The organism is Phormidesmis priestleyi ULC007, from assembly GCF_001895925.1.
In the GTDB taxonomy this organism is placed as follows: domain Bacteria; phylum Cyanobacteriota; class Cyanobacteriia; order Leptolyngbyales; family Leptolyngbyaceae; genus Phormidesmis_A; species Phormidesmis_A priestleyi_A.
Window position 1 is genome coordinate 1 of sequence record NZ_MPPI01000064.1, and the last position, 18,885, is coordinate 18,885.

Annotated in this window: 21 protein-coding genes, 1 other RNA gene and 1 pseudogene; 13 read left to right on the top strand and 10 right to left on the bottom strand. The window is 47.8% G+C overall.

Going from position 1 to position 18,885, the window contains the following annotated elements:
• Positions 1–363 (bottom strand): annotated as a pseudogene (locus BRW63_RS25595) (hypothetical protein); the annotation flags it as partial.
• Positions 364–375: 12 nt separating this feature from the next.
• Complete coding sequence (locus BRW63_RS25600; RefSeq protein ID WP_317615849.1) at positions 376–903, bottom strand: putative toxin-antitoxin system toxin component, PIN family; 528 nt, start codon at positions 901–903, stop codon at positions 376–378.
• A 136-nt stretch (positions 904–1,039) separates the two neighbouring features.
• Here BRW63_RS25600 and BRW63_RS25605 point away from each other — a divergent pair, with 136 nt between their 5' ends.
• Together BRW63_RS25605 and BRW63_RS25610 are read left to right on the top strand one after the other, a co-directional pair.
• Complete coding sequence (locus BRW63_RS25605; protein WP_073075165.1) at positions 1,040–1,690, top strand: type II restriction-modification system restriction endonuclease; 651 nt, start codon at positions 1,040–1,042, stop codon at positions 1,688–1,690.
• Between the two features lie 6 nt (positions 1,691–1,696).
• A complete protein-coding gene (locus BRW63_RS25610; RefSeq protein WP_073075166.1) occupies positions 1,697–3,235 on the top strand; it encodes an N-6 DNA methylase in 1,539 nt (512 codons plus the stop codon).
• A gap of 93 nt (positions 3,236–3,328) precedes the next feature.
• On the opposite strand, the gene BRW63_RS25615 is transcribed toward BRW63_RS25610, so the two are convergent.
• Entirely contained in the window at positions 3,329–4,816 is a 1,488-nt protein-coding gene (locus BRW63_RS25615) for a SulP family inorganic anion transporter (protein WP_219898733.1), read from the bottom strand.
• A gap of 534 nt (positions 4,817–5,350) precedes the next feature.
• A complete protein-coding gene (gene cysE, locus BRW63_RS25620) occupies positions 5,351–6,148 on the bottom strand; it encodes a serine O-acetyltransferase (RefSeq protein WP_073075167.1) in 798 nt (265 codons plus the stop codon).
• Between the two features lie 175 nt (positions 6,149–6,323).
• Here cysE and BRW63_RS25625 point away from each other — a divergent pair, with 175 nt between their 5' ends.
• The 6 genes from BRW63_RS25625 to BRW63_RS25650 all read left to right on the top strand — a co-directional run bounded on the left by BRW63_RS25625 (position 6,324) and on the right by BRW63_RS25650 (position 9,010).
• Positions 6,324–6,536, top strand: coding sequence for a hypothetical protein (locus BRW63_RS25625; RefSeq protein ID WP_073075168.1), 213 nt, complete (start codon positions 6,324–6,326; stop codon positions 6,534–6,536).
• 84 nt (positions 6,537–6,620) lie between these two features.
• Complete coding sequence (locus BRW63_RS25630) at positions 6,621–7,391, top strand: hypothetical protein (RefSeq protein WP_073075169.1); 771 nt, start codon at positions 6,621–6,623, stop codon at positions 7,389–7,391.
• Positions 7,392–7,473: 82 nt separating this feature from the next.
• Entirely contained in the window at positions 7,474–8,040 is a 567-nt protein-coding gene (locus BRW63_RS25635; protein WP_073075170.1) for a hypothetical protein, read from the top strand.
• A gap of 138 nt (positions 8,041–8,178) precedes the next feature.
• On the top strand, positions 8,179–8,445 hold the full coding sequence (locus tag BRW63_RS25640; protein ID WP_073075171.1) for a YciI family protein: 267 nt from the start codon (positions 8,179–8,181) through the stop codon (positions 8,443–8,445).
• Positions 8,446–8,461: 16 nt separating this feature from the next.
• Positions 8,462–8,558: signal recognition particle sRNA small type (ffs, locus tag BRW63_RS25645), an RNA gene on the top strand.
• A gap of 83 nt (positions 8,559–8,641) precedes the next feature.
• Positions 8,642–9,010, top strand: a complete 369-nt coding sequence (locus tag BRW63_RS25650; RefSeq protein WP_073075172.1) for a phasin family protein — start codon at positions 8,642–8,644, stop codon at positions 9,008–9,010.
• A 49-nt stretch (positions 9,011–9,059) separates the two neighbouring features.
• On the opposite strand, the gene corA is transcribed toward BRW63_RS25650, so the two are convergent.
• The gene (gene corA / locus BRW63_RS25655; RefSeq protein ID WP_073075173.1) at positions 9,060–10,220 is read right to left on the bottom strand and encodes a magnesium/cobalt transporter CorA; all 1,161 of its coding nucleotides are present in this window, start codon (positions 10,218–10,220) and stop codon (positions 9,060–9,062) included.
• Between the two features lie 99 nt (positions 10,221–10,319).
• Here corA and BRW63_RS25660 point away from each other — a divergent pair, with 99 nt between their 5' ends.
• From BRW63_RS25660 to dcd, 3 genes are all read left to right on the top strand, one after another.
• Positions 10,320–11,120: an MlaE family lipid ABC transporter permease subunit gene (locus tag BRW63_RS25660; protein WP_073075174.1), complete on the top strand. Its 801-nt coding sequence runs from the start codon at positions 10,320–10,322 to the stop codon at positions 11,118–11,120.
• A gap of 247 nt (positions 11,121–11,367) precedes the next feature.
• Positions 11,368–11,904: a P-loop NTPase family protein gene (locus tag BRW63_RS25665; protein WP_073075175.1), complete on the top strand. Its 537-nt coding sequence runs from the start codon at positions 11,368–11,370 to the stop codon at positions 11,902–11,904.
• A gap of 9 nt (positions 11,905–11,913) precedes the next feature.
• A complete protein-coding gene (dcd, locus tag BRW63_RS25670; RefSeq protein WP_073075176.1) occupies positions 11,914–12,495 on the top strand; it encodes a dCTP deaminase in 582 nt (193 codons plus the stop codon).
• A 17-nt stretch (positions 12,496–12,512) separates the two neighbouring features.
• Here the strand turns inward: dcd and BRW63_RS25675 are convergent, their stop codons facing one another.
• The 4 genes from BRW63_RS25675 to BRW63_RS25690 all read right to left on the bottom strand — a co-directional run bounded on the left by BRW63_RS25675 (position 12,513) and on the right by BRW63_RS25690 (position 17,352).
• The gene (locus BRW63_RS25675; protein WP_073075177.1) at positions 12,513–13,910 is read right to left on the bottom strand and encodes an FAD-dependent oxidoreductase; all 1,398 of its coding nucleotides are present in this window, start codon (positions 13,908–13,910) and stop codon (positions 12,513–12,515) included.
• A gap of 5 nt (positions 13,911–13,915) precedes the next feature.
• Positions 13,916–15,025 carry a threonine-phosphate decarboxylase CobD gene (cobD, locus tag BRW63_RS25680; protein ID WP_073075178.1) on the bottom strand — a complete coding sequence of 370 codons (1,110 nt, stop codon included), beginning with the start codon at positions 15,023–15,025 and terminating at the stop codon, positions 13,916–13,918.
• A gap of 29 nt (positions 15,026–15,054) precedes the next feature.
• The gene (locus tag BRW63_RS25685; protein ID WP_073075179.1) at positions 15,055–15,339 is read right to left on the bottom strand and encodes an HU family DNA-binding protein; all 285 of its coding nucleotides are present in this window, start codon (positions 15,337–15,339) and stop codon (positions 15,055–15,057) included.
• A 372-nt stretch (positions 15,340–15,711) separates the two neighbouring features.
• Positions 15,712–17,352 carry a DUF6930 domain-containing protein gene (locus BRW63_RS25690; RefSeq protein ID WP_073075180.1) on the bottom strand — a complete coding sequence of 547 codons (1,641 nt, stop codon included), beginning with the start codon at positions 17,350–17,352 and terminating at the stop codon, positions 15,712–15,714.
• A 217-nt stretch (positions 17,353–17,569) separates the two neighbouring features.
• Between BRW63_RS25690 and BRW63_RS25695 the strand changes: the two genes are divergently transcribed.
• Together BRW63_RS25695 and BRW63_RS25700 are read left to right on the top strand one after the other, a co-directional pair.
• The gene (locus BRW63_RS25695; protein WP_073075181.1) at positions 17,570–17,926 is read left to right on the top strand and encodes a HesB/IscA family protein; all 357 of its coding nucleotides are present in this window, start codon (positions 17,570–17,572) and stop codon (positions 17,924–17,926) included.
• A gap of 79 nt (positions 17,927–18,005) precedes the next feature.
• Positions 18,006–18,425, top strand: a complete 420-nt coding sequence (locus BRW63_RS25700) for a tetratricopeptide repeat protein (RefSeq protein ID WP_073075182.1) — start codon at positions 18,006–18,008, stop codon at positions 18,423–18,425.
• 59 nt (positions 18,426–18,484) lie between these two features.
• On the opposite strand, the gene BRW63_RS29270 is transcribed toward BRW63_RS25700, so the two are convergent.
• Positions 18,485–18,820 carry a hypothetical protein gene (locus BRW63_RS29270; RefSeq protein WP_143162124.1) on the bottom strand — a complete coding sequence of 112 codons (336 nt, stop codon included), beginning with the start codon at positions 18,818–18,820 and terminating at the stop codon, positions 18,485–18,487.
• Between the last annotated feature and the right edge of the window lie 65 nt (positions 18,821–18,885).

The following is an 18,885-nucleotide window of genomic DNA, read 5'->3' on the forward strand; positions in this document are numbered from 1 at the left end:
GTTGGGCGTTCCCTCATCCTCGGTCGGGTCGCCCAGGTGCCGAAACTTGCCGCACTTCTCCAAGGTGGTTAAGTCAATCAATACTTTCAGGGGGCTGCCAGAGCCTGGAAGATGCGCTCTCATCTGCTGCAACACCTGGTGGCGAGTCGTTCTCAGCACCGAACGAGTTGACCACTCGGAGTGATTCAGAAAGCGGCTCAACGCGCTAGCAGATTTCGTCTGGCACCCCTGAGGGACAGGATGACCCTGCGCCTCTAAAAACAGTCCTAAAAGAGAACTGAGACTAGCGTGCTGATAGGGGCTAGGCATCAAGTGAAGCAGGGCGTACACTAATCCTTGGGCGTGTTGCAAGATGGTTTCCATAACCGTCCTAATTCAACTATTTCTACGCCCTTTCTTACAGACTTTTAGCCGTTTTGCAACTCCCTGTTGAGACTGCTGCAAGATCTGAGTTCCTCCTGATGTTAATTCGACGACGAATTGTATGGGTGTTACTACCCGTATACCCAGTGACTCTGTTGCACTCCGAAAATCTCGAACATTTGATGTGACGACTATTGCTCCTGCATTCATCGCACAATCAATGACCAAATCATCGCCCGGATCGGGTGAAGTCAGTCGCCACGAGAAGTAAATCGGCGTAAAGTGAGCCGCATTGAGAAGCGACCCTAATACAGACTGCAATTGACTCCAACGGACTTCTGAAAGTTTGCGAGACAACACATCCTCATATTCATAGGCGAGGGCATTAGAAACGTAAACTTCTATAAAACCAGCCAACCAGGCATCAATAATGAGACCCGCAGCTCCACCTTGTTTAGTTAAGCCTTCAAACACAACATTGGTATCAATGACAACTCGAAGGAATAGTACAGCAGGTATAACACCACTATAGCACCATATGCGGTGTCGCTCTACACGACGTACCGTAGTTTTGAGCGTTTACAGGACCTTACCTGATTTGCGATCGATTTTATTCTACTCAGCAAGCTCAACCATTCTGGGAATGCTAGGCTCGTAGCCTTATACAAAAAACGGTATGACGCAACTCACACTACCGATGCTTTGGCAGGAAGCCGCAAGATTTGCAGATATTGAAAGCATTTATGACGAACCCGCTTTGTATGGCGTGACTGACGGAAAAGCGATCGGCACCTACCTTGAGCATAAGTTTACGGCTCACTTAATCACCTTGTACACATTACTGCCTGGAAATTCTGCAATGGGGATTGATCTACCGGGTCTTGAAGTCGATATCAAGGTGACAAGCATCCGTCAACCTCAATCATCTTGTCCTTACCGATCGGCGCGGCAAAAGATATTTGGTCTTGGCTATCACCTACTCGTGTTTGTCTACAGCAAAACCGACGACTCGATCAACCGGACGGGTCGGCTAGAAATGCTGCACACAATTTTTGTAGATAAGACCCGAACTGCCGACTTTCAAATGACACGAGGAATCATTCAAATTCTAGAAAACGACGGCAATGTTGATGATCTCATCGCTTTTATGATGGATAGAAACCTTCCAGTTGATGAGATTGAAGCTCAAAAGCTGGCTGAAGAACTTTTGCAAAACCCGCCGGAGCCTGGATATCTCACTATCTCAAATGCTCTACAGTGGCGACTTCAATACAGCCGTGTGATTCAAAACGCTGGTAACGTAGAGGGTGTTTATCGGGTGAGGTAATGAGGCATGGTCTTGCTCAAGAATAGTCGGGCTTGCGAGTTTGGCGATTTTCAAACTCCCGATGACTTGGCTCGTCGATCGCTTCAGGTGATCAAACAACTTACGATCGACCCTAAATCGATCCTAGAACCAACTTGTGGGCGTGGCTCATTCCTGCTAGCGGCGATCGCAGCATTTCCCACTGCTCAACAATCTGTGGGGGTTGAGATCAATAAAACTCACTTAGAAGCATTACAGCAGCAACTCATTGCCAATGGAATAGACCTTTCCGTTCAAACACTACACGCTGACTTCTTTCAAATGGACTGGTCTGAAATTCTAAGTCAGTTGCCTGAACCAATTTTAGTAATTGGCAATCCGCCTTGGGTCACGAATTCGATGCTGGGAGGACTTCAAAGCTCTAATCTTCCCAAGAAGTCAAATTTTCAGAGCTTGAATGGATTGGATGCCCTCACAGGCAAGAGCAATTTTGACATTTCAGAATGGATGTTACTTCAGCATCTTGAATGGTTCAAGCAGCGAACTGGAATAATGGCAATGCTCTGCAAAGCATCAGTGGCGCGTAAGGTGTTGGTCTACGCTTGGAAGCACGGCTATCCAACCCAATCTGCCCGGATTTATAAGTTTGACGCGATGCATTATTTTAGGGCGGCTGTCGATGCCTGCTTGTTTGTGGTGGAGTTTGGACAGCATTCATTCTCAAAAGACTGCCTTGTTTATGATGATTTGTCGGACGCTCAAGCATCCCACACACTCGGATATCGAAACGGAGTAATGATTGCTAATATAGTCGTTTACGATCGCTGGCAACATCTGCATGGAAGCGATGAAAAATGTACTTGGCGTTCTGGCATTAAGCATGACTGTGCTAAGGTGATGGAGCTAGAAAAAAGGACTGATGGTTATCGGAATGGTAACGGCATCACGATCGCTTTAGAAAACATCTATATCTATCCTCTTTTCAAAAGCTCAGACATTAGTAACAACCGAATCGTAACGTGTCGAAAATATTTACTTGTCACACAACACCTCGTCGGGGAAGATACGGCTCACATTGAGTATGATGCTCCCATAACATGGCGATATCTTCAAGACAATGCAGATGCTCTTGCAAAACGAGGCAGTTCAATCTACCAAAATCGTCCACCTTTCTCAATTTTTGGAGTCGGTGACTACACTTTCAGGCCTTGGAAGGTCGCAATTTCAGGATTCTATAAAAAAGTAGTGTTCACTGCCATTCGCTCAGTTGATGACCGACCTGCCGTATTTGATGACACGGTTTATTTTCTGTCATGCGGGTCTGAAGACGAGGCGGTGTTTCTCACTGAAATCCTTAACTCCTCGATCGCGACAGAATTTCTAAGTTCCATGATCTTCTGGAATGATAAACGACCGATCACGATCGACTTACTAAAACGATTGAACATTGCGGCTCTTGCAACAGAGCTTGGGCGAGAGAATGAGTATGTTGCCTGTGTACAACAGATTCCAGAGAAACGTACCAAAACCTCTCAGAAAAGACGTAAGATTTCAACTAGTTGTTGATTCTGTTCATCAATGCCGATCGCAACCCGCCGTTTGTCTAACAAATTCGATCGGTTGAAATAACGCAGAATTTTGCCCAACGGTTTTGTGCATTTAGTGAGCCGTTGATTCGTTTACGTTGTCGGATGTGTCAGAAGCTGTCAGCTTGTTGAGTAAAGTTGTGCTCGCTTCATTTAACCCAACCAGTTTCACCTCGGTTCCATTGCGACGAAACTGAAGGACGACTTTATTGATCGCGTTAACCGCCGATTGATCCCAGAGATGAGCCGCAGAGAAATCGATCGCAACAGACTCTAATCCTTCTTTGAAGTTAAACGCGGCTAGAAACTCATCGATCGAGACAAAAAACAATTGTCCTGCAACGCGATAAGTGCGGTGTGCGCTGTCAAAACTCAAACTAGAATCAACAAAAATAACCTTAGCAATCTTACGTGAGAAGAACACTGTGCTTAATACAATGCCAACCCCAACGCCGATCGCTAAATTGTGAGTTAGGAAAGTCATCATGACTGTTGTAAGCATCACGACTGTCTCGCTGCGAGGAACCCGCGAAATCAATTTCAGAGATGACCAGCTAAACGTTTCGATCGACACCATAATCATCACTGCAACCAGTGCCGCCATCGGAATTTGCTTGACCCAATCTCCCATCACTAGAATGAAGAACAGCAGAAAAACGCCTGCACACAGCGTTGAAAGTCGCCCCCGCCCCCCCGATTGAAAGTTAATCACTGATTGTCCGATCAAGGCGCAGCCTGCCATCCCGCCAAAGAAGCCTGTGACAATGTTGGCGATGCCCTGTCCTTTAGCTTCTTGATTTTTGTTGCTGGGAGTATCGGTGAGTTCATCTAGCAAGGCAGCGGTCAGTAGCGATTCGAGCAGCCCCACGATCGCCAACGTCAGCGAATATGGAAAGATAATTTGCAGCGTTTCTGCATTCAGCGGCACGTTTGGCACGATGAAAAATGGCAGTGTTGTCGGCAATTCGCCCATAGTGCCCACAGTGGGAACATCAATTTTGACCATGATCACAACCGCCGTCATCACCACGATCGCGACTAACGAAGACGGAATGGCTTTTGTAAATCTAGGCAACGTGTAGATGATGGAAAACGCGATCACAACGATCGGATACACGGCTAGAGGAACGTTTATAAGCTGCGGCAGTTGTGCCACAAAAATCAGAACTGCCAGTGCATTGACAAATCCCAGCATGACCGCGTGGGGAACATACTTCATTTGGCGGCCCAGCTTCAGCACGCCAAACAAAACCTGCAAGATTCCCGTGAGAATCGTGGCTGCAAGTAGATATTGCAGCCCGTGATCTTTGACGAGATGAATCATCAGCAGTGACATTGATCCGGTTGCGGCTGAAATTAAGCCAGGTCGCCCCCCCACGATCGCGGTGATCACAGCGATGATCGATGCAGCATATAACCCAACTTTTGGGTCAACGCCAGCGATAATCGAGAATGCGATCGCTTCTGGAATCAATGCCAGCGCCACTGCCGTTCCTGATAAAACATCTGCTCTCACATTTGAGAACCATTCCTGTTTCAGAGCTTGAGAATTCAACTTCATCTCTTTCCTTAAATATTTGTCGGACAAACGTCTTGATTGACAAACTGCCCACTACTCAACAAAGGAAATTATCCAAGATTCCCGTAGAGAGCGAATGAATAGGATCAAATTTCTTACGATCGATAAACATTGGTAAGTATGAAGTGAAACCAGTGTTTAAAGGGGAGCCAAGCCTTCAAAGATTCGCGCGGCTGTCACCGTTTGAATGATCAAGACAGATGCCACGAAAATCTTTCCCTTCTGCAAGCCTTGCCAATCTGATAAAAGGGGTCAAGTCGCAGTGCATCTAGTAAATCCATAAAATCCAAGCTTTGATGAGAGGCCCAACCGATCGAACGCAATTACAGTACAGGAGATTAGATGTTCTCCGTATCTACCGCAAAATTTTCTTTATCGGTTCCTTACACTTTGGAATTTTCTTAAATCTACGATGAAGTTTTAGGGTGTTCGCCTTTAAAATAGAGTTAGCGGATAGCTAACTTGTGATCCCCACAAATCAGCCATCCACTGCATTTTTTGCCTAATCTGTTGCTGCTAGATCCCGGCACCATCCAAAAATTCGTCGATGACACGATTGCTCAGTTGGCACTTAGGCAAAGGAGCATCCGTTCCATTAGTTGGTGAGTTTAAAGAGGTCGGATTTTGGAACGCTTCTTCAGGATTCACCGCCGCCATCGCATAGCAAACCGCTAGTGATTGACGCGTTTGCACGAGTTGAAGCTGCTGCTCTAAAGATTCGATGCGATCGACGAGTGCCCGAATCACCTGAGCCTCAGAATCGGGGAGTCGCCCGTGCTCTAGTGGCTCAACGCGCTCACCCGATCGAAAGACAATCCGACCGGGAACGCCAACCACGGTGCAATCAGCAGGCACATCTCGCAACACCACTGATCCTGCGCCAATCCGCACATTGTTGCCGATTTGCAGATTTCCTAAAACTTTGGCACCTGCGCCGACGATAACGTTTTCGCCCAGAGTTGGGTGGCGTTTACCGCTTTCTTTGCCCGTTCCACCGAGGGTAACGCCTTGATAGATTAGCGCATAGTCACCGACGATCGCTGTCTCACCAATCACAACTCCCATGCCGTGATCGATGAAGACTCCTATTCCGATCGTCGCTCCGGGGTGAATCTCAATTCCCGTAAAAAATCTAGCAAGATGAGAAATAAACCGAGGCACGAAGGGCAACCCCCACCCATAAAGCCAGTGGGCGAAGCGATGAAGAACTAATGCTTGCAAACCCGGATAGCAAAATAAGACTTCTAACCACTTGCGGGCGGCAGGGTCGCGATCGAAAATGATTTTGAAGTCAGCAGTCAGCGCTTTCAGCACAGGTGACACCCCTTGTGGCACGATAGACCAGTTTCTATCTTATCTCGCTTGGTTTACCTGCTGAGTGCTTTCACCAAATGTTTGAAAAACCAGCCAGTTGGTTTATCGCCACTCATCTCGTAGACGCGCTACTATCCAAAAAGAATCTTAAATTCAGCCTGAAGGAATTCTGATTATGTTCTTTGACGAACTCTCGCCCATTTTTAAAGAAATCACTCAGCAACCCGTTGCCTTCTTTGGCGGGCTAGTCTCTGGGCTGCTGCGCTTAAGTCTGGCTGATGACCCTGTTAAAAGTTGGTTAGACCAGCAGACAGGCACGACTTCTTACCCAACTTCTAGCAGTGGCAGCCACAATGGCAACAGTCCTCAGTCGATCTCGATCGATTAGGGAACTCTCGGAAGTGGCACAAAATCTCCAATCATTCCGGTTTTCCCAACCACGATCGAGACACCGATCTTTGAGAGAATTGAGATGTATTCTAGCTACCTTGGCCTGAGTTTTGGATTTGTGACCCTGTTGCTGCTGCTGTTTGGAGGGCTGCACTGGTTGCAGATTCCGACGGGGAGCTTTGTAGATTGGGCGATCGCGGCAGCGAGTTTTGGCTGGTTGCTGGCGATCGTCACCATCCCGTGGAACATTTATTTTGATGCAAAGGAAGCCCTCGCAGAAGCAGCGCTTTCTGATGAGAAGGGCATTCCTGTTGATCAACGCCAAGTGGACTATATTCGAGTCGTTGCCGAGCGATCAGGCTGGGTCGTGATTGCTCTACACATTCTTTCAGCGATCGGATTGTATGGACTGGCGGCTGCGGGGATCAGTCAAGTCGGCTACGTCAGTTCTGGGGCAGCGTTGCTGTTAACGGTGCTTCGTCCGGCAGTGCGAACCTATCAATATTTTGCGACTCGAATTGCGACGCTGCGACAGCAGTTTCAATATCCGCGCGAAGACGTGGTTGAACTGCGGAGCCGATTTCAGCAATTAGAAGCCACAGTGGAGCGGTTAGCATCTCAACTTAATCCTGATGATCCGAGTTCTTGGGTGGCAACTCAGCAGCGTCAATCTGATGCGATTCGTCAAGACTTAACCCATGTGGCGGCGAGTCAAGAAAACTTACGATCGACCAATCAAGCCGAACACGATCGCTTGTCCCGTGAGGCAAAACAGGCGATCGCTCAACTTACCACTGACGGACAGTTTCTCGACCATGTGCGCGAAATTATCCGCTTCTTTAAAACCGCTTAATGGCTTGTTAGATTGCTCAAACAGTCAGTAAGGACGATGGGGTAGCATTGTTTATGAGAACGAGAAGCTGAAGAGAAACGAGATGGGCAAAAAACGCCATCCATCTAAGAGTTCGATTTCGAGCCGAGATGAAAGTGCAGTTTTTCTAGATGAGATTCTTCAATGGCTATGCGAGTTGCAGTCGAAGGAGCTTGAGATCTTTGATGAAAAACGATTCCTTGAGTTAGCCGAAGTCGTTGTTAAGAAAATGGGTGTGAGAGTTTTTTACGATCTAGATCGGAACTACCGCAATGCCTACAATTTTTTGATCTTGATTCATGAGCAAGGCAAGTCACCCTCTGCGTCAACTGACAATGACTACGACTCAGCAGAAAAATTAGCTCAGTTTAAAATACGAGTCGATGTCAGTCGAAAAGGTGGATTCTTTCGTCTTCGGGTGTATGAAATTTCACTCGTTGACACCACTGTTTTGGTTCCTACACAAGAGCGCTCAAAGTCGTTATTCAAGCTTTGTGAACAACTTGTTCGCTTGCTAAAAGCACAAGGCTTGGTTCAAATTCCTGACGCGCTGATTGAACGTCATATCAATGGGCAAAACGTGTTAGGCGGTGAGGTAACAGTAAGAACACAACTCTTCGGTGAAATCTAAGTAGCGATCGCAATTTCACTTTTAGAAATATACACATTCATGAACTGGAGTGAAAAAATACTTTGTCACCAAACGAGGACTGTAAACTACTGAATGGACATGATTGCGCCAATGGTCTATCCAAGGAAGAGAACAGCAATGCCCTGGTTTGTGAAGATCGAAGAAGGAATTGTCGATAAGGCTGTCTTCGATCGCCATGTTGCCGCCCATAAAGCGTTTGTTAAAGAGTTAATCGACAGAGGTCACGAAGCCCGCACTGGCTACTGGGCGCACTATGGGGGCGGAATGCTTTTGTTTAAGGCCGCCTCAATGGATCAAGCCAAAGCGATCGTCGCTGAAGATCCCCTCGTTCAAAACGGGTGTGTTGATTACCGACTTTATGAGTGGCGTGTGGTGGTCGAATAATGCTATTCTGATAAGTGACTCGGATCTATGCGATCGCGACACCCAAATCTTGTCAGGACCGGAAGGTAGCAGCAATACGGGATGCTCACGATAGGCGTAGTCTCCGGGTCACTTTTTTTGGACGGTAAACCCCCGTAGTCAGTCTTCTAGTTTTCTTCGCTATCCTGGAAGAAACTGACACAGGAGCCTAAAGCATATGGGTTTGGGAGATCTCGTTCAAAAAGCGGTTTATTTAGGCATTGGCGTGGCCTCTTACGCGGGTGAAAAAGCGGGCGAGAAGCTTGGCGAACTGCGAGTGCAGGTGCAAAAATTGGCAGATGAAATGGTCGATCGAGGCGAGATGACGGCTGAAGAAGGTCGGCGTTTTGTCGATGAAATGGTGAGCCGCGCTCAACAAAACCCCACCGTTGAGCCGACCGCCAAAAAACCCACAGAACCTCGCAAAATCGAGATTCTCGATGACGAAGAAACCCCTACCGCATCTGCGCCTCCTAACAGCGTTGACGAAATGCGGCGGCAAGTGATGGATCTGCAAGAAGAACTGCGACGCTTAAAGCGTGACTAGATTTAAGCGCCAGTCACCCAGTAAGGGCATGGCATTGTCGTGCCCCTATTCAGTCTCGACTTTTAACGGTTGAGAAGTTTTCAAACCAGCCTTTGCGCTTGAAGAAGACAATCAAGACCGTCGCGATCGCAATCATCACCGCCCAACAGAGTGGATAACCCAAATACCAGTTAAGTTCTGGCATGTTGAACGGAGACTTCTCGACGTTGAAGTTCATGCCATAAACTCCGGCAACAAAGGTGAGCGGAATAAAGATCGTCGAGACGATCGTCAAAAGCTTCATCACTTCATTCATGCGGTTGCTGACTGACGACAGATAGACATCCATCAGACTAGAGGATAGCTCTCGGTAAGTCTCTACCATGTCTAGCACCTGAACGGCATGATCATAGCAATCGCGCAAATAAACTCGAACTTCATCACTAATCAGGTCGCTGCCATCTCGAATCAGCGCATTAATGGCATCGCGCTGCGGCCAAATTGATCGCCGCAAAGTCAACAACTCGCGCTTGATCTTGTGAATCTTTTCTAGAGTTTGACGCGTCGGATTAGCGACCACTTCATCTTCTAATTCTTCGATTTCTTCTCCATAGTTTTCAAGAATTGGGAAAAAGCCGTCTACGATCGAGTCTAGAAGCGTGTAGGCGAGATAGTCAGCATTGTGTTTGCGAATCGTGCCTTTATTGAGACGAATCCGTTCTCGCACGGTGGCAAAACAGTCGTTTTCCGGCTCCTCTTGCACCGTCAGCAGATAGTGTTTGCCCAAAATCAAGCTGACTTGCTCGGTGAGAAAGCTTCTGCCCGATCGCCGCAGCATCACCATACGAGCGATGATCAGCAGTTGGTCTTCATATTCCTCCACTTTGGGGCGCTGTGGCACATTCACAATGTCTTCTAACACTAGGGGATGCAGCGTAAAGACCGCTCCTAGCCGCTTTAAGATATCTTCACTGCCTAGCCCTTTGACATCGACCCAAGACACCGATTCTGTGTCGAGGTGAGCCGCACACTCTTCGGGCGTTTCGACTTGCAGACGAATGGCGGTTTTCTCGCTATAGTCGATCAGCACAATCACTGGAGGCGGAGCATCTGGCTCAATGTTTAGGGTTCCGGGCATTGAACCGGGGACATCATAGAAATAATCGATCGTCGATTCTTCATCATCGGGGGGCACCACCAATCTTGAAGGCTGAAGCCGCTTTCCTACCATGCCAAATTACCTCGCGTTCTGATGTAAACAATGTAATCTGCAATCTCTCTATCCGACTTACCTGATATCCTGCTAACGTAGCTTCTGAGGCATCACTCGTTGACTGAGACTCCCTCCCCTTCTTCATCTTTAGGACTTTGGAGCCAGCGCCTACTCGCTGCGGTGCTGCTCGGTGGACAGGTCTTAGTGCATCTGCTCAATGGCAAGATTAATCGCCGCAACACGTTAGAGCAAATGGCGGCGGTCGGGCCTGAGTCGCTGTTAATTGCTTTGATCACGGCTGGCTTTGTCGGCGCAGTATTTACCATTCAGGTGGCGCGAGAATTTATTAATCTGGGTGCAGGAACGGCAGTCGGAGGGGTGCTGGTTATTTCTCTATCGAGAGAGTTGGCTCCGGTGCTGACTGCCGTTGTTTTAGCGGGTCGAGTTGGCTCGGCGTTTGCAGCAGAAATCGGCACGATGAAGGTGACAGAGCAGATCGACGCGCTCTATATGCTGCGAACTGACCCGATCGATTATCTCGTCATTCCGCGGGTGATTGCCTGCTGTTTGATGTTGCCGATTCTCACCGTTCTGGCACTGGTTACAGGTGTGGCAGGCGGAATGGTGATTGCTGATGCGCTGTATGGCATTTCTAACACCGTGTTTCTCAACTCGGCGCGCAATTTTTTGAGCGTTTGGGATTTATGCAGTGCGCCGATCAAAGGCTTTTTCTTTGGGGCACTGATTTCAATTATTGGCTCTAGCTGGGGTTTGACTACAACGGGCGGCGCAAAAGGAGTCGGACAATCTACGACAACAGCGGTCGTTACTTCGCTGCTGGCGATCTTTATTTCTAATTTCTTCCTATCGTGGCTGATGTTTCAAGGCACAGGCAGCGCCGTGAGTCGAGGACTTTAACAAAGAACGCCTGTATTTCTGGCTTTTTTGTTTGTATTCTGTTGCTAAAGGGTGAAGTCTATCCAGCGATCGAGCCAAGCGTCATTAAAAAAGAATCTTCTCATCCCTCTATCTGAGTTAGAGCGGGTAGAGTGGGAACGATCGCCCAAACTACTCTTGACGTTTCTCTATAGGTAGTGTTTTATGGGGAAACGATTTTTGAAGTACGCTATATCTATTATCGTTCTTGATCACCTGGACTGCCCCTATGGTTTCACAAATAGAAACTCCGGTTTTTGACTCCGATCGAGTCCTCAATCTCAGCATTGAGGGCTTGGTGCAAGTGTTTACGTCTTTTCACCGCAACTTTTTCACTGGGGTAATGGCACAAGCGCTGCGAATTGCGGGGCAGGGCACCTCGGTTTTAGTGGTGCAGTTTCTCAAGGGGGGAATTGGGCAGGGGCACGATCGACCCGTGCAACTCAGTCAAAACCTAGATTGGATTCGGTGTGACATTCCTCGTTGCATTGACACGCCAGAACTAGATGATGCCGAAGTCGTGGCGCTGCTTGAGTTGTGGCAATATACCCAAGCGGTGGTGCATCAGGGCAAATATGACCTGGTGGTGCTAGACGAGTTGAGTCTGGCGATCAACTTTGGGTTGATTCCTCAAGCCGAAGTGCTGGCGTTTTTAAAGCAGCGTCCTCGTCAGGTCGATGTCATTTTGACTGGCCCTGAGATGCCTCAAGCGATTCTAGATGTAGCCGATCAGATTACTGAACTTCGTCGTAGCCACCAACCCTGAGCAATCACCATGATTAAAAACGATAACTGGATTTCGCAAATGGCGCAAAAGGGTATGATTAGCCCCTTTGAGCCTCAATTGGTTAGACGAGTCGAGGGGGCACCCGTCATTTCTTATGGGTTGAGCAGCTTTGGCTATGATCTGCGACTGTCACCCTCCGAGTTTCGGATTTTTCGTCACATTCCGGGCACAGTGGTTGACCCTAAACATTTCAACCCTGCCAATTTAGAACCCGCAGCCCTGCACGACGATGAGAATGGCAGCTATTTTATTTTGCCTGCTCACACCTATGGATTGGGGGTCGCACTAGAGCGATTAGAAGTGCCCGAAAACGTGACAGTAATTTGCATTGGCAAATCGACCTATGCGCGAATTGGGTTAATTGCTAATCTAACGCCTGCTGAAGCTGGTTGGCGGGGACATTTAACGCTAGAGTTTTCTAATTCGTCGAGTGCTGACTGTCGCATTTATGCCAACGAAGGGATTGTGCAGTTGCTCTTTTTAGAAGGGGCACCCTGCGCTGTCAGCTATGAGACTCGTCGGGGAAAGTATCAAGATCAGTCGGAGCGGGTGACGTTGGCGCGAGTGTAGAAGCATGGGGAAACCTGTCACTTGAAGTTTGCTCTACGCCAGCGAAAAAAGCCTTCTAAAAAGTCTTGTAAGCCAGAGTTGTGGTTAAGTTTTTGAGACTCCCATTCGATCGCAACTCTGGTTAAAATCTCTGAAAACGTAGGTGACAGAAATCCCAGATCGTTAAAGACCTGAACTTTGAGTTTTTGATTGATTGCAAGGACGATCGGGCTAATCAGTTCGCTCGCGTCTTCCCCAACAATATGCGTTCCTAAAATCTCCCCATTACGACGAGTAATAACTTTAATAAATCCCGTAGTCTTAGTTTGGATCTGCGCTTTTACTAAGGTTTTGAAAAACTGTCGCACAATCACCACATCTTTGCCATAAACTTGATTTGCTTGAGACTCAGTTAAGCCGACCCAGGCAATCTGTGGATTAGAGAAAATAGCACGGGGAACCTTACGATCATCAATCTTAAATACTGGAAAAAACAACGCATTTTTAAGCGCGATATTTACCTCTTGTTGAGCAATTGAGTGAACAGAGTTACCGCAAATGTAGATACGATCGTGAGCAGATTGCAATTTAGTATTCACTCGAACCGGAAACGAAATGCCCATCGCTTCTAGATTGAGAGATTCTAGGTTTGGCTGAAAGCCTGCTGCTAAGAAAATCTCATCGGTTTCGATCGCTTTATCACCCGCCTGAACCCATTTTTTAGACTGAATCTTTCTGACTTGAGTTACTAGAGTGTAAGTTAACACTCGAATTCCTTCTGATTCTAACTGAGCTTGAATCAGAAACGCTGCTTCTCGATCGGCGGTTTCTAAAAATCCAGTACTCATAATCAAGGTGACTTGAGAACCCAAACGATTAAAGGTTTGTGCGGTTTCAATCCCGATCGCATCATCGCCAATAATTACGAGTTTTGATGGAATAGTTTGACCGATCGTTTCAGAAGTTAAATAACCCGTCGTTTGTAATCCCTCAATGTTTGGAATAACTGGAATTTGCTCGGTTGCGATTAGAAAAGTCCGCGATCGTAACACTCGCTGATCCACCAAAAAGCCAGAATGTGGTTCACGACAAAATTCACCAGAACTAGCAATAAACTCAATGCCAAGAGAGGCTAAAACGGCTGGAGAATCGAGTTGTTGAAGTGTTGAGTTGATAGTGTCTGCCCATTTTTTTGCTTCTGCCAGTTGCAGCACTCCAGAGACGATTTCGGAGTGATATAAACCTAATTGATTAACACGATCGAGACTTTGAGCAATGTCTCCAATCTCTGCAAATGCGTGACGGACAATCGTCGAATCTGAGCGGATGTTTTGCTCAACGATCGCGACTCTCGCCTTAAGTTTTGCAGCCGATAGGGCCGCATAGATTCCTGTGGCGGTGTTACCAATGACAACCAAATCATAGTCAACTGCCATAGGATTCACAAAATATCGGTTAGACCTGCGATTAATCGTTGATTTTCAGACTCAGAACGAACTGCAATTCGGAAGTAGCGATCGCCCAATTCTGGAAAGCTTAAACAATCTCGAATCAGAATTTGGTGCTGCTTTAAAAGTCGCTGTTGAATCTCAGGAACCGATTGCTGCGATCGCACTAAGAAAAAGTTAGCCGCACTAGGATAAGGACATAAACCCGGCAATGCTGCCAGACCTGAAAATAGTTTGGGTTTGGCACTTTGTAACCAGTCCCAAGTCTGTTGCTGAAATTGCTGAAATTCTGTATCTAACAACATCGCCTCAGCCGCAACCGATGCCAAAATGTTAACTGACCAGGGATCTCGACGAGTTTGCCAAACCTTCAAATAATCAGGATGGGCGATCGCATAGCCCAACCGCAATCCGGGCAGACTGTAGAATTTTGTCAGCGATCGTAAAATCACTAAATTGGGATGACGTTGGACATCTTCGATTAAACTTTGCTGGCGATCAGGCGGCAAAAAATCCATAAATGCCTCATCCAGCACGACCAGCGAAAACTCGTCTAAACACGACAAAATTGATGCTCTCGAAAACAGTTGTCCCGTCGGATTGTGAGGATTATTAAGCAATAAACCAGCCGATCGAGCTTGAGTTTTAACGGCGGAACTTGGCATCGAGGACGCTAAATTCAACAGATCAGGCTCGATTCCCTGCTCTTCAACCCTGGCGAAATCAAACGGGCACCGACTCACCTTGGCATCAAAAGTGCTCAGTGCCCGAAAATAATCACTAAACCCTGGCGTAAGCACTTGAGTTTCGTCTAACTTTGCGAGATCCCAGCAAGCCCAGGTGAGCAACTCAGCGGCACCATTTCCCGGCAAGACCCATTCGCTGGGCAACTGGTGAGTCTTAGCGATCGCCCGCCGCAACTGCCCATAGTCCGGGTCAGGATATTCTCGCACTAGGGCTAAATTGTTTTGAATCGCCGCGATCGCCGATTGGGGCGGCCCCAACGGGCTAATGCTGGCAGAAAAATCAAGAATGGCAGAGGGAGAACAGCTAGCCAGTTCTGCTGCCCAAGCCAAATTCCCCCCGTGCACTGGTCGATTCAAAAAGTTTGCCTGCTGAATAATTGAGTGGGTTATTTGTCGGAAGGAGCAACTTTCTCTTTGAAGAGCTTTCCAGCCGAAAATGCCGGAACTTTAGTTGCGGGAATCTCCATCTTATCGCCCGTTTTGGGGTTGCGCCCCTCACGAGCCTTGCGCTCACGTGACTCAAACGAGCCAAAACCTACGAGCGTTACTTTGTCACCTGAAGCTACCGCTTCAACGATCGTTTCGATCGTCGCCGTCAAAACGGCATCGGCTTGTTTTTTGGTGACGCTGGCTTTGTCAGCAACTGCATCCACGAGTTCGCCTTTGTTCATATAAATCTCCCAGAAGTTATCTTATGAGTTGAGTGGTGTCACGAGTCTCATATTGAGACTACAAATGAGTTTTCGAGGCGGTTGATTCAAAATGGCTGAAACTCCCATTTTCTCGAATTTTCAATGACCCATTCTATAGGCTGTTTTATAAATGTGGAGCGTCAAAAGCTTTAAGTTATATGGACTTCAGCATTTTTTCGCTGATTTTGAGCAATTTGGTAAGCATTTGTGCTTACCAAAGAGGAAGGTTCGCTAAGAAAGTTTACGTTAGTCTCGCTCACTCTGGTTTTGGGTGGGATCAGAAGGGCGATCGCAGAAGACACGAACGAGTCCCAATCTTGTCTCATTTGAGAAAGCACCCAACCCCAAAAATCAGAGCCAATCGGCGGCAAATTTGCGTTCTAAGGTGCCTAGCCCTAGCTGCTCAGATCCGATCGCAGGCACTTCAAACAGTGCCACCATATCTTTGAGGCTAGGCTCACCCCGACTCGCCCCAGTCAACCCTTTAGCAATCACTAAGCCACAATAGCCTTTGGTTTTTTTGCAGCGCTGATCCCACTTTTTTCTCGCTTGCAGATGCGTCGGGTCGTCTTCGGCAAACTCACCAAACAGATGCAGCTCATCGTTGCCTGTTTGCAAAAGTCCAAGATCATAATGATCGCCCACAAAGGGGTCAGCCCCCGGATTAAAGCAAATCCCCTTGATTCCGCCAGCCGCTTGAATCTCTGCGATCATGACCTTCGCTTTGGGTCGCGAGGTTTGAATCAAAATCACAGGCAGTCCTTCTCCGACCTCAGCAGGTTCTCCAGGTTGGTGATAGTCAAGCTGCGATCGCATTCGTCCCACCGTCTCCCAGGGAATTACGCCCAAGCTGAGAAACGAGTTTTCGGGCACCAAATCATCGCGAATGATCGGAAAAGCATCATCCTCGTCATCGCCCACCAGGGCAAACAGTTCATCTGCCACATCGGGCATCGTCGCCACTTTGACCGACACTAGCGCTGTGTCTGCTTCAGCACCTTCGGGCACCGGGATCTTATAGCGACTGCTAATTGGCGGAAAAGCATCGTCTAACTTGCGGCGGTGCTGACGCATAAAGCGGTGCAGAGCCTCTAAAACCACCACGAGCGCGATCGCTTCTTCGTCATAGAGAAACGATCGAATGCCTTCTAACGGATGCAAATTGCCAAAAACAGGCTGAATCTCTGAGTCATCTGAGTCAGCCAGGTCAAATTCTTCTTCGTCAAATTCTTCTTCATCGCCGTCAGATTCATAGCTCACAAACAGACAGTCTTGCCCTAGAAAGGCTTCTTCCATCTGTTCGAGCGACTCGTTAGCCAGCACTCGCTGCCGAAACTGCTTGAGCGAATCGAGCGATCGATAGAACAAAACGCCATACTCCATGCCCAACCTGCCCATCACTGAGGCATAGACAGCGCCCAGATCCCACTGGTTTAACTCAATTTCTAAAATTTGATGATCGCCCAACACGTCCCAGGGGGCATCTTGCCAAATCTCTTCTGCCTTCTCGATCAGTTGCTCGGCAAATTGGGGTGGCAACTTGGGCGGACGCGTGTCGGCGACTTCTTGAAACCCTCGAAAAATCTCATCAATCAGCGGCAGTTCGGGCACATAGTCGAGCGCAATCTCTAAATCTTGCAGCACACCTCTGAGATAGAACTGAGTTTCACGATCGCGCACCACAATTTTTTGAGGTCTAGCGGGTTTACCCGGATTGTGAGGATGCTCCATCGCTCGCAGCAGGGTTCGCACGATCGCTTCTGGCCCAGTTTCTGCTGGCACCATATCCATCGCCCGCACGACCCCCATCGACCCGTCAACCCAAAGAATGCATTCACCGTCTGGCTTAGACAGCGATGGAGTCAGATCTGTCCAGTCTGTTTGTTCAAGCGGCGAACCCGGTGAGAGGGGACGACGATCGCCCTCCCATACGCTGGGAAACTGCGGCAAGTCAAGCAGCCGACGACGAGTAGCACGATTGAGACCAGTCATAACCAAGCCAGATAACGGAAGAACAGAGCGGACATTCGGGCAGCAGACTTTATATTAAACGCTAATCCTTTTCCTCACCGATATTCTGCAAAGCCCTTCTTCAGCATAGCTAGACGAGTCAAGTTATGAGTCACGAATCAGTTTTCAGCAAATAATCGATAAGATGGTGACATAGATACGATCGTTTTTTGATGTAGCCAAGGAGTCAGACGGGCAGATGACACAAACAACCCAGTCTCAACAACGCGGAATTATGATGAGCGAGACTGCGCTCAAGCATGTGATGCTGCTGCGAGAAAACCAAGGAAAAGATCTTTGTCTCCGGGTCGGGGTTCGGGGCGGCGGCTGCTCTGGCATGTCTTACACGATGGATTTTGAAGACCCTAATAACATTCGTCCTGATGATGAGGTTTATGATTACGGCGGCTTTCAAGTGATCAGCGATCCCAAAAGCTTGCTCTATCTTTATGGTCTAATGCTGGATTATAGCGATGCTTTAATTGGTGGAGGTTTCCAATTCACTAACCCCAATGCCAGCGCGACTTGTGGGTGCGGAAAGTCATTTACGACTTAAGCGATCGTTAGTCATGAGTTAGGAGGTTCCGAGATCACGGCTCATGACTGATTAATTTGTTCAATTTTCTAGTTCGATCATGACCCAAACTATTGAAACGCTTTTTGACCAAGGGCTGGAACGCTATAAAGCTGGAGAAGATCCAGAGGTGTTGATTCCGGTTTTTAAAGACATCTGCGATCGTTCTCGCAAGAGTAGCTCTGCTTGGACGTGTCTAGCCTGGCTCTATCTGTTGGCGGATAAGCCTTCTCTGGCGCTGACTGCTGCCCAAAAAGCCGTGAAGCTCAACCCTCAAGATCCTCAAGCGCGAGTCAATCTCGTGATGGCAATGTTAGAACTGTCAAAGCCTGGGGTCAGACCTCACATTGAGATTGCTCAACAGTTGACGACGCTGCCTGAGTTGGGTGATGAAGTCAAGCAAAACATTGCAGATGGATTCACGCGCAAGCCTGACTGGAAGAGTTTGCAACGTGTGAACGCCTGGTTATTTGAATCCTGAGCGTTTTGCAATTCACAAAACTGAGATAGAGTCTGCTCTGTGGGGTTGGCTCTATTTTTTTAGGTCTTAATTTGTGAATGTGACAGATCCGCGAGAGGGCACGGCAGTGCCATGCCCGTACACAAAGGGCGCATAGGGTAGGGGCACAACATGTCGTGCCCTCTCGCGATCGTTTGATCAATCTCATTTGTTTTTGAAATTGATATTCTTCTCAGAAATGGTGAGTAGAAATCGATGGATTTAGAAGAAAGATGAAGCTCGATCGCACTGCAATTTTCCAAAATCGATGCCAAAAAACTGTCGAAACGTAAGCTGGCTAATCGAATGGCAAAAATTTCTTCTATTTCTAAGTAGCTAGGCGCAATTAAATATAAAACGCTCCAGTGAGTACTCACCCGATTGACTCCGGGATTCCATCCCCCGCATCACCACCTTGGCTAAGTCATACTGATTATCGAAC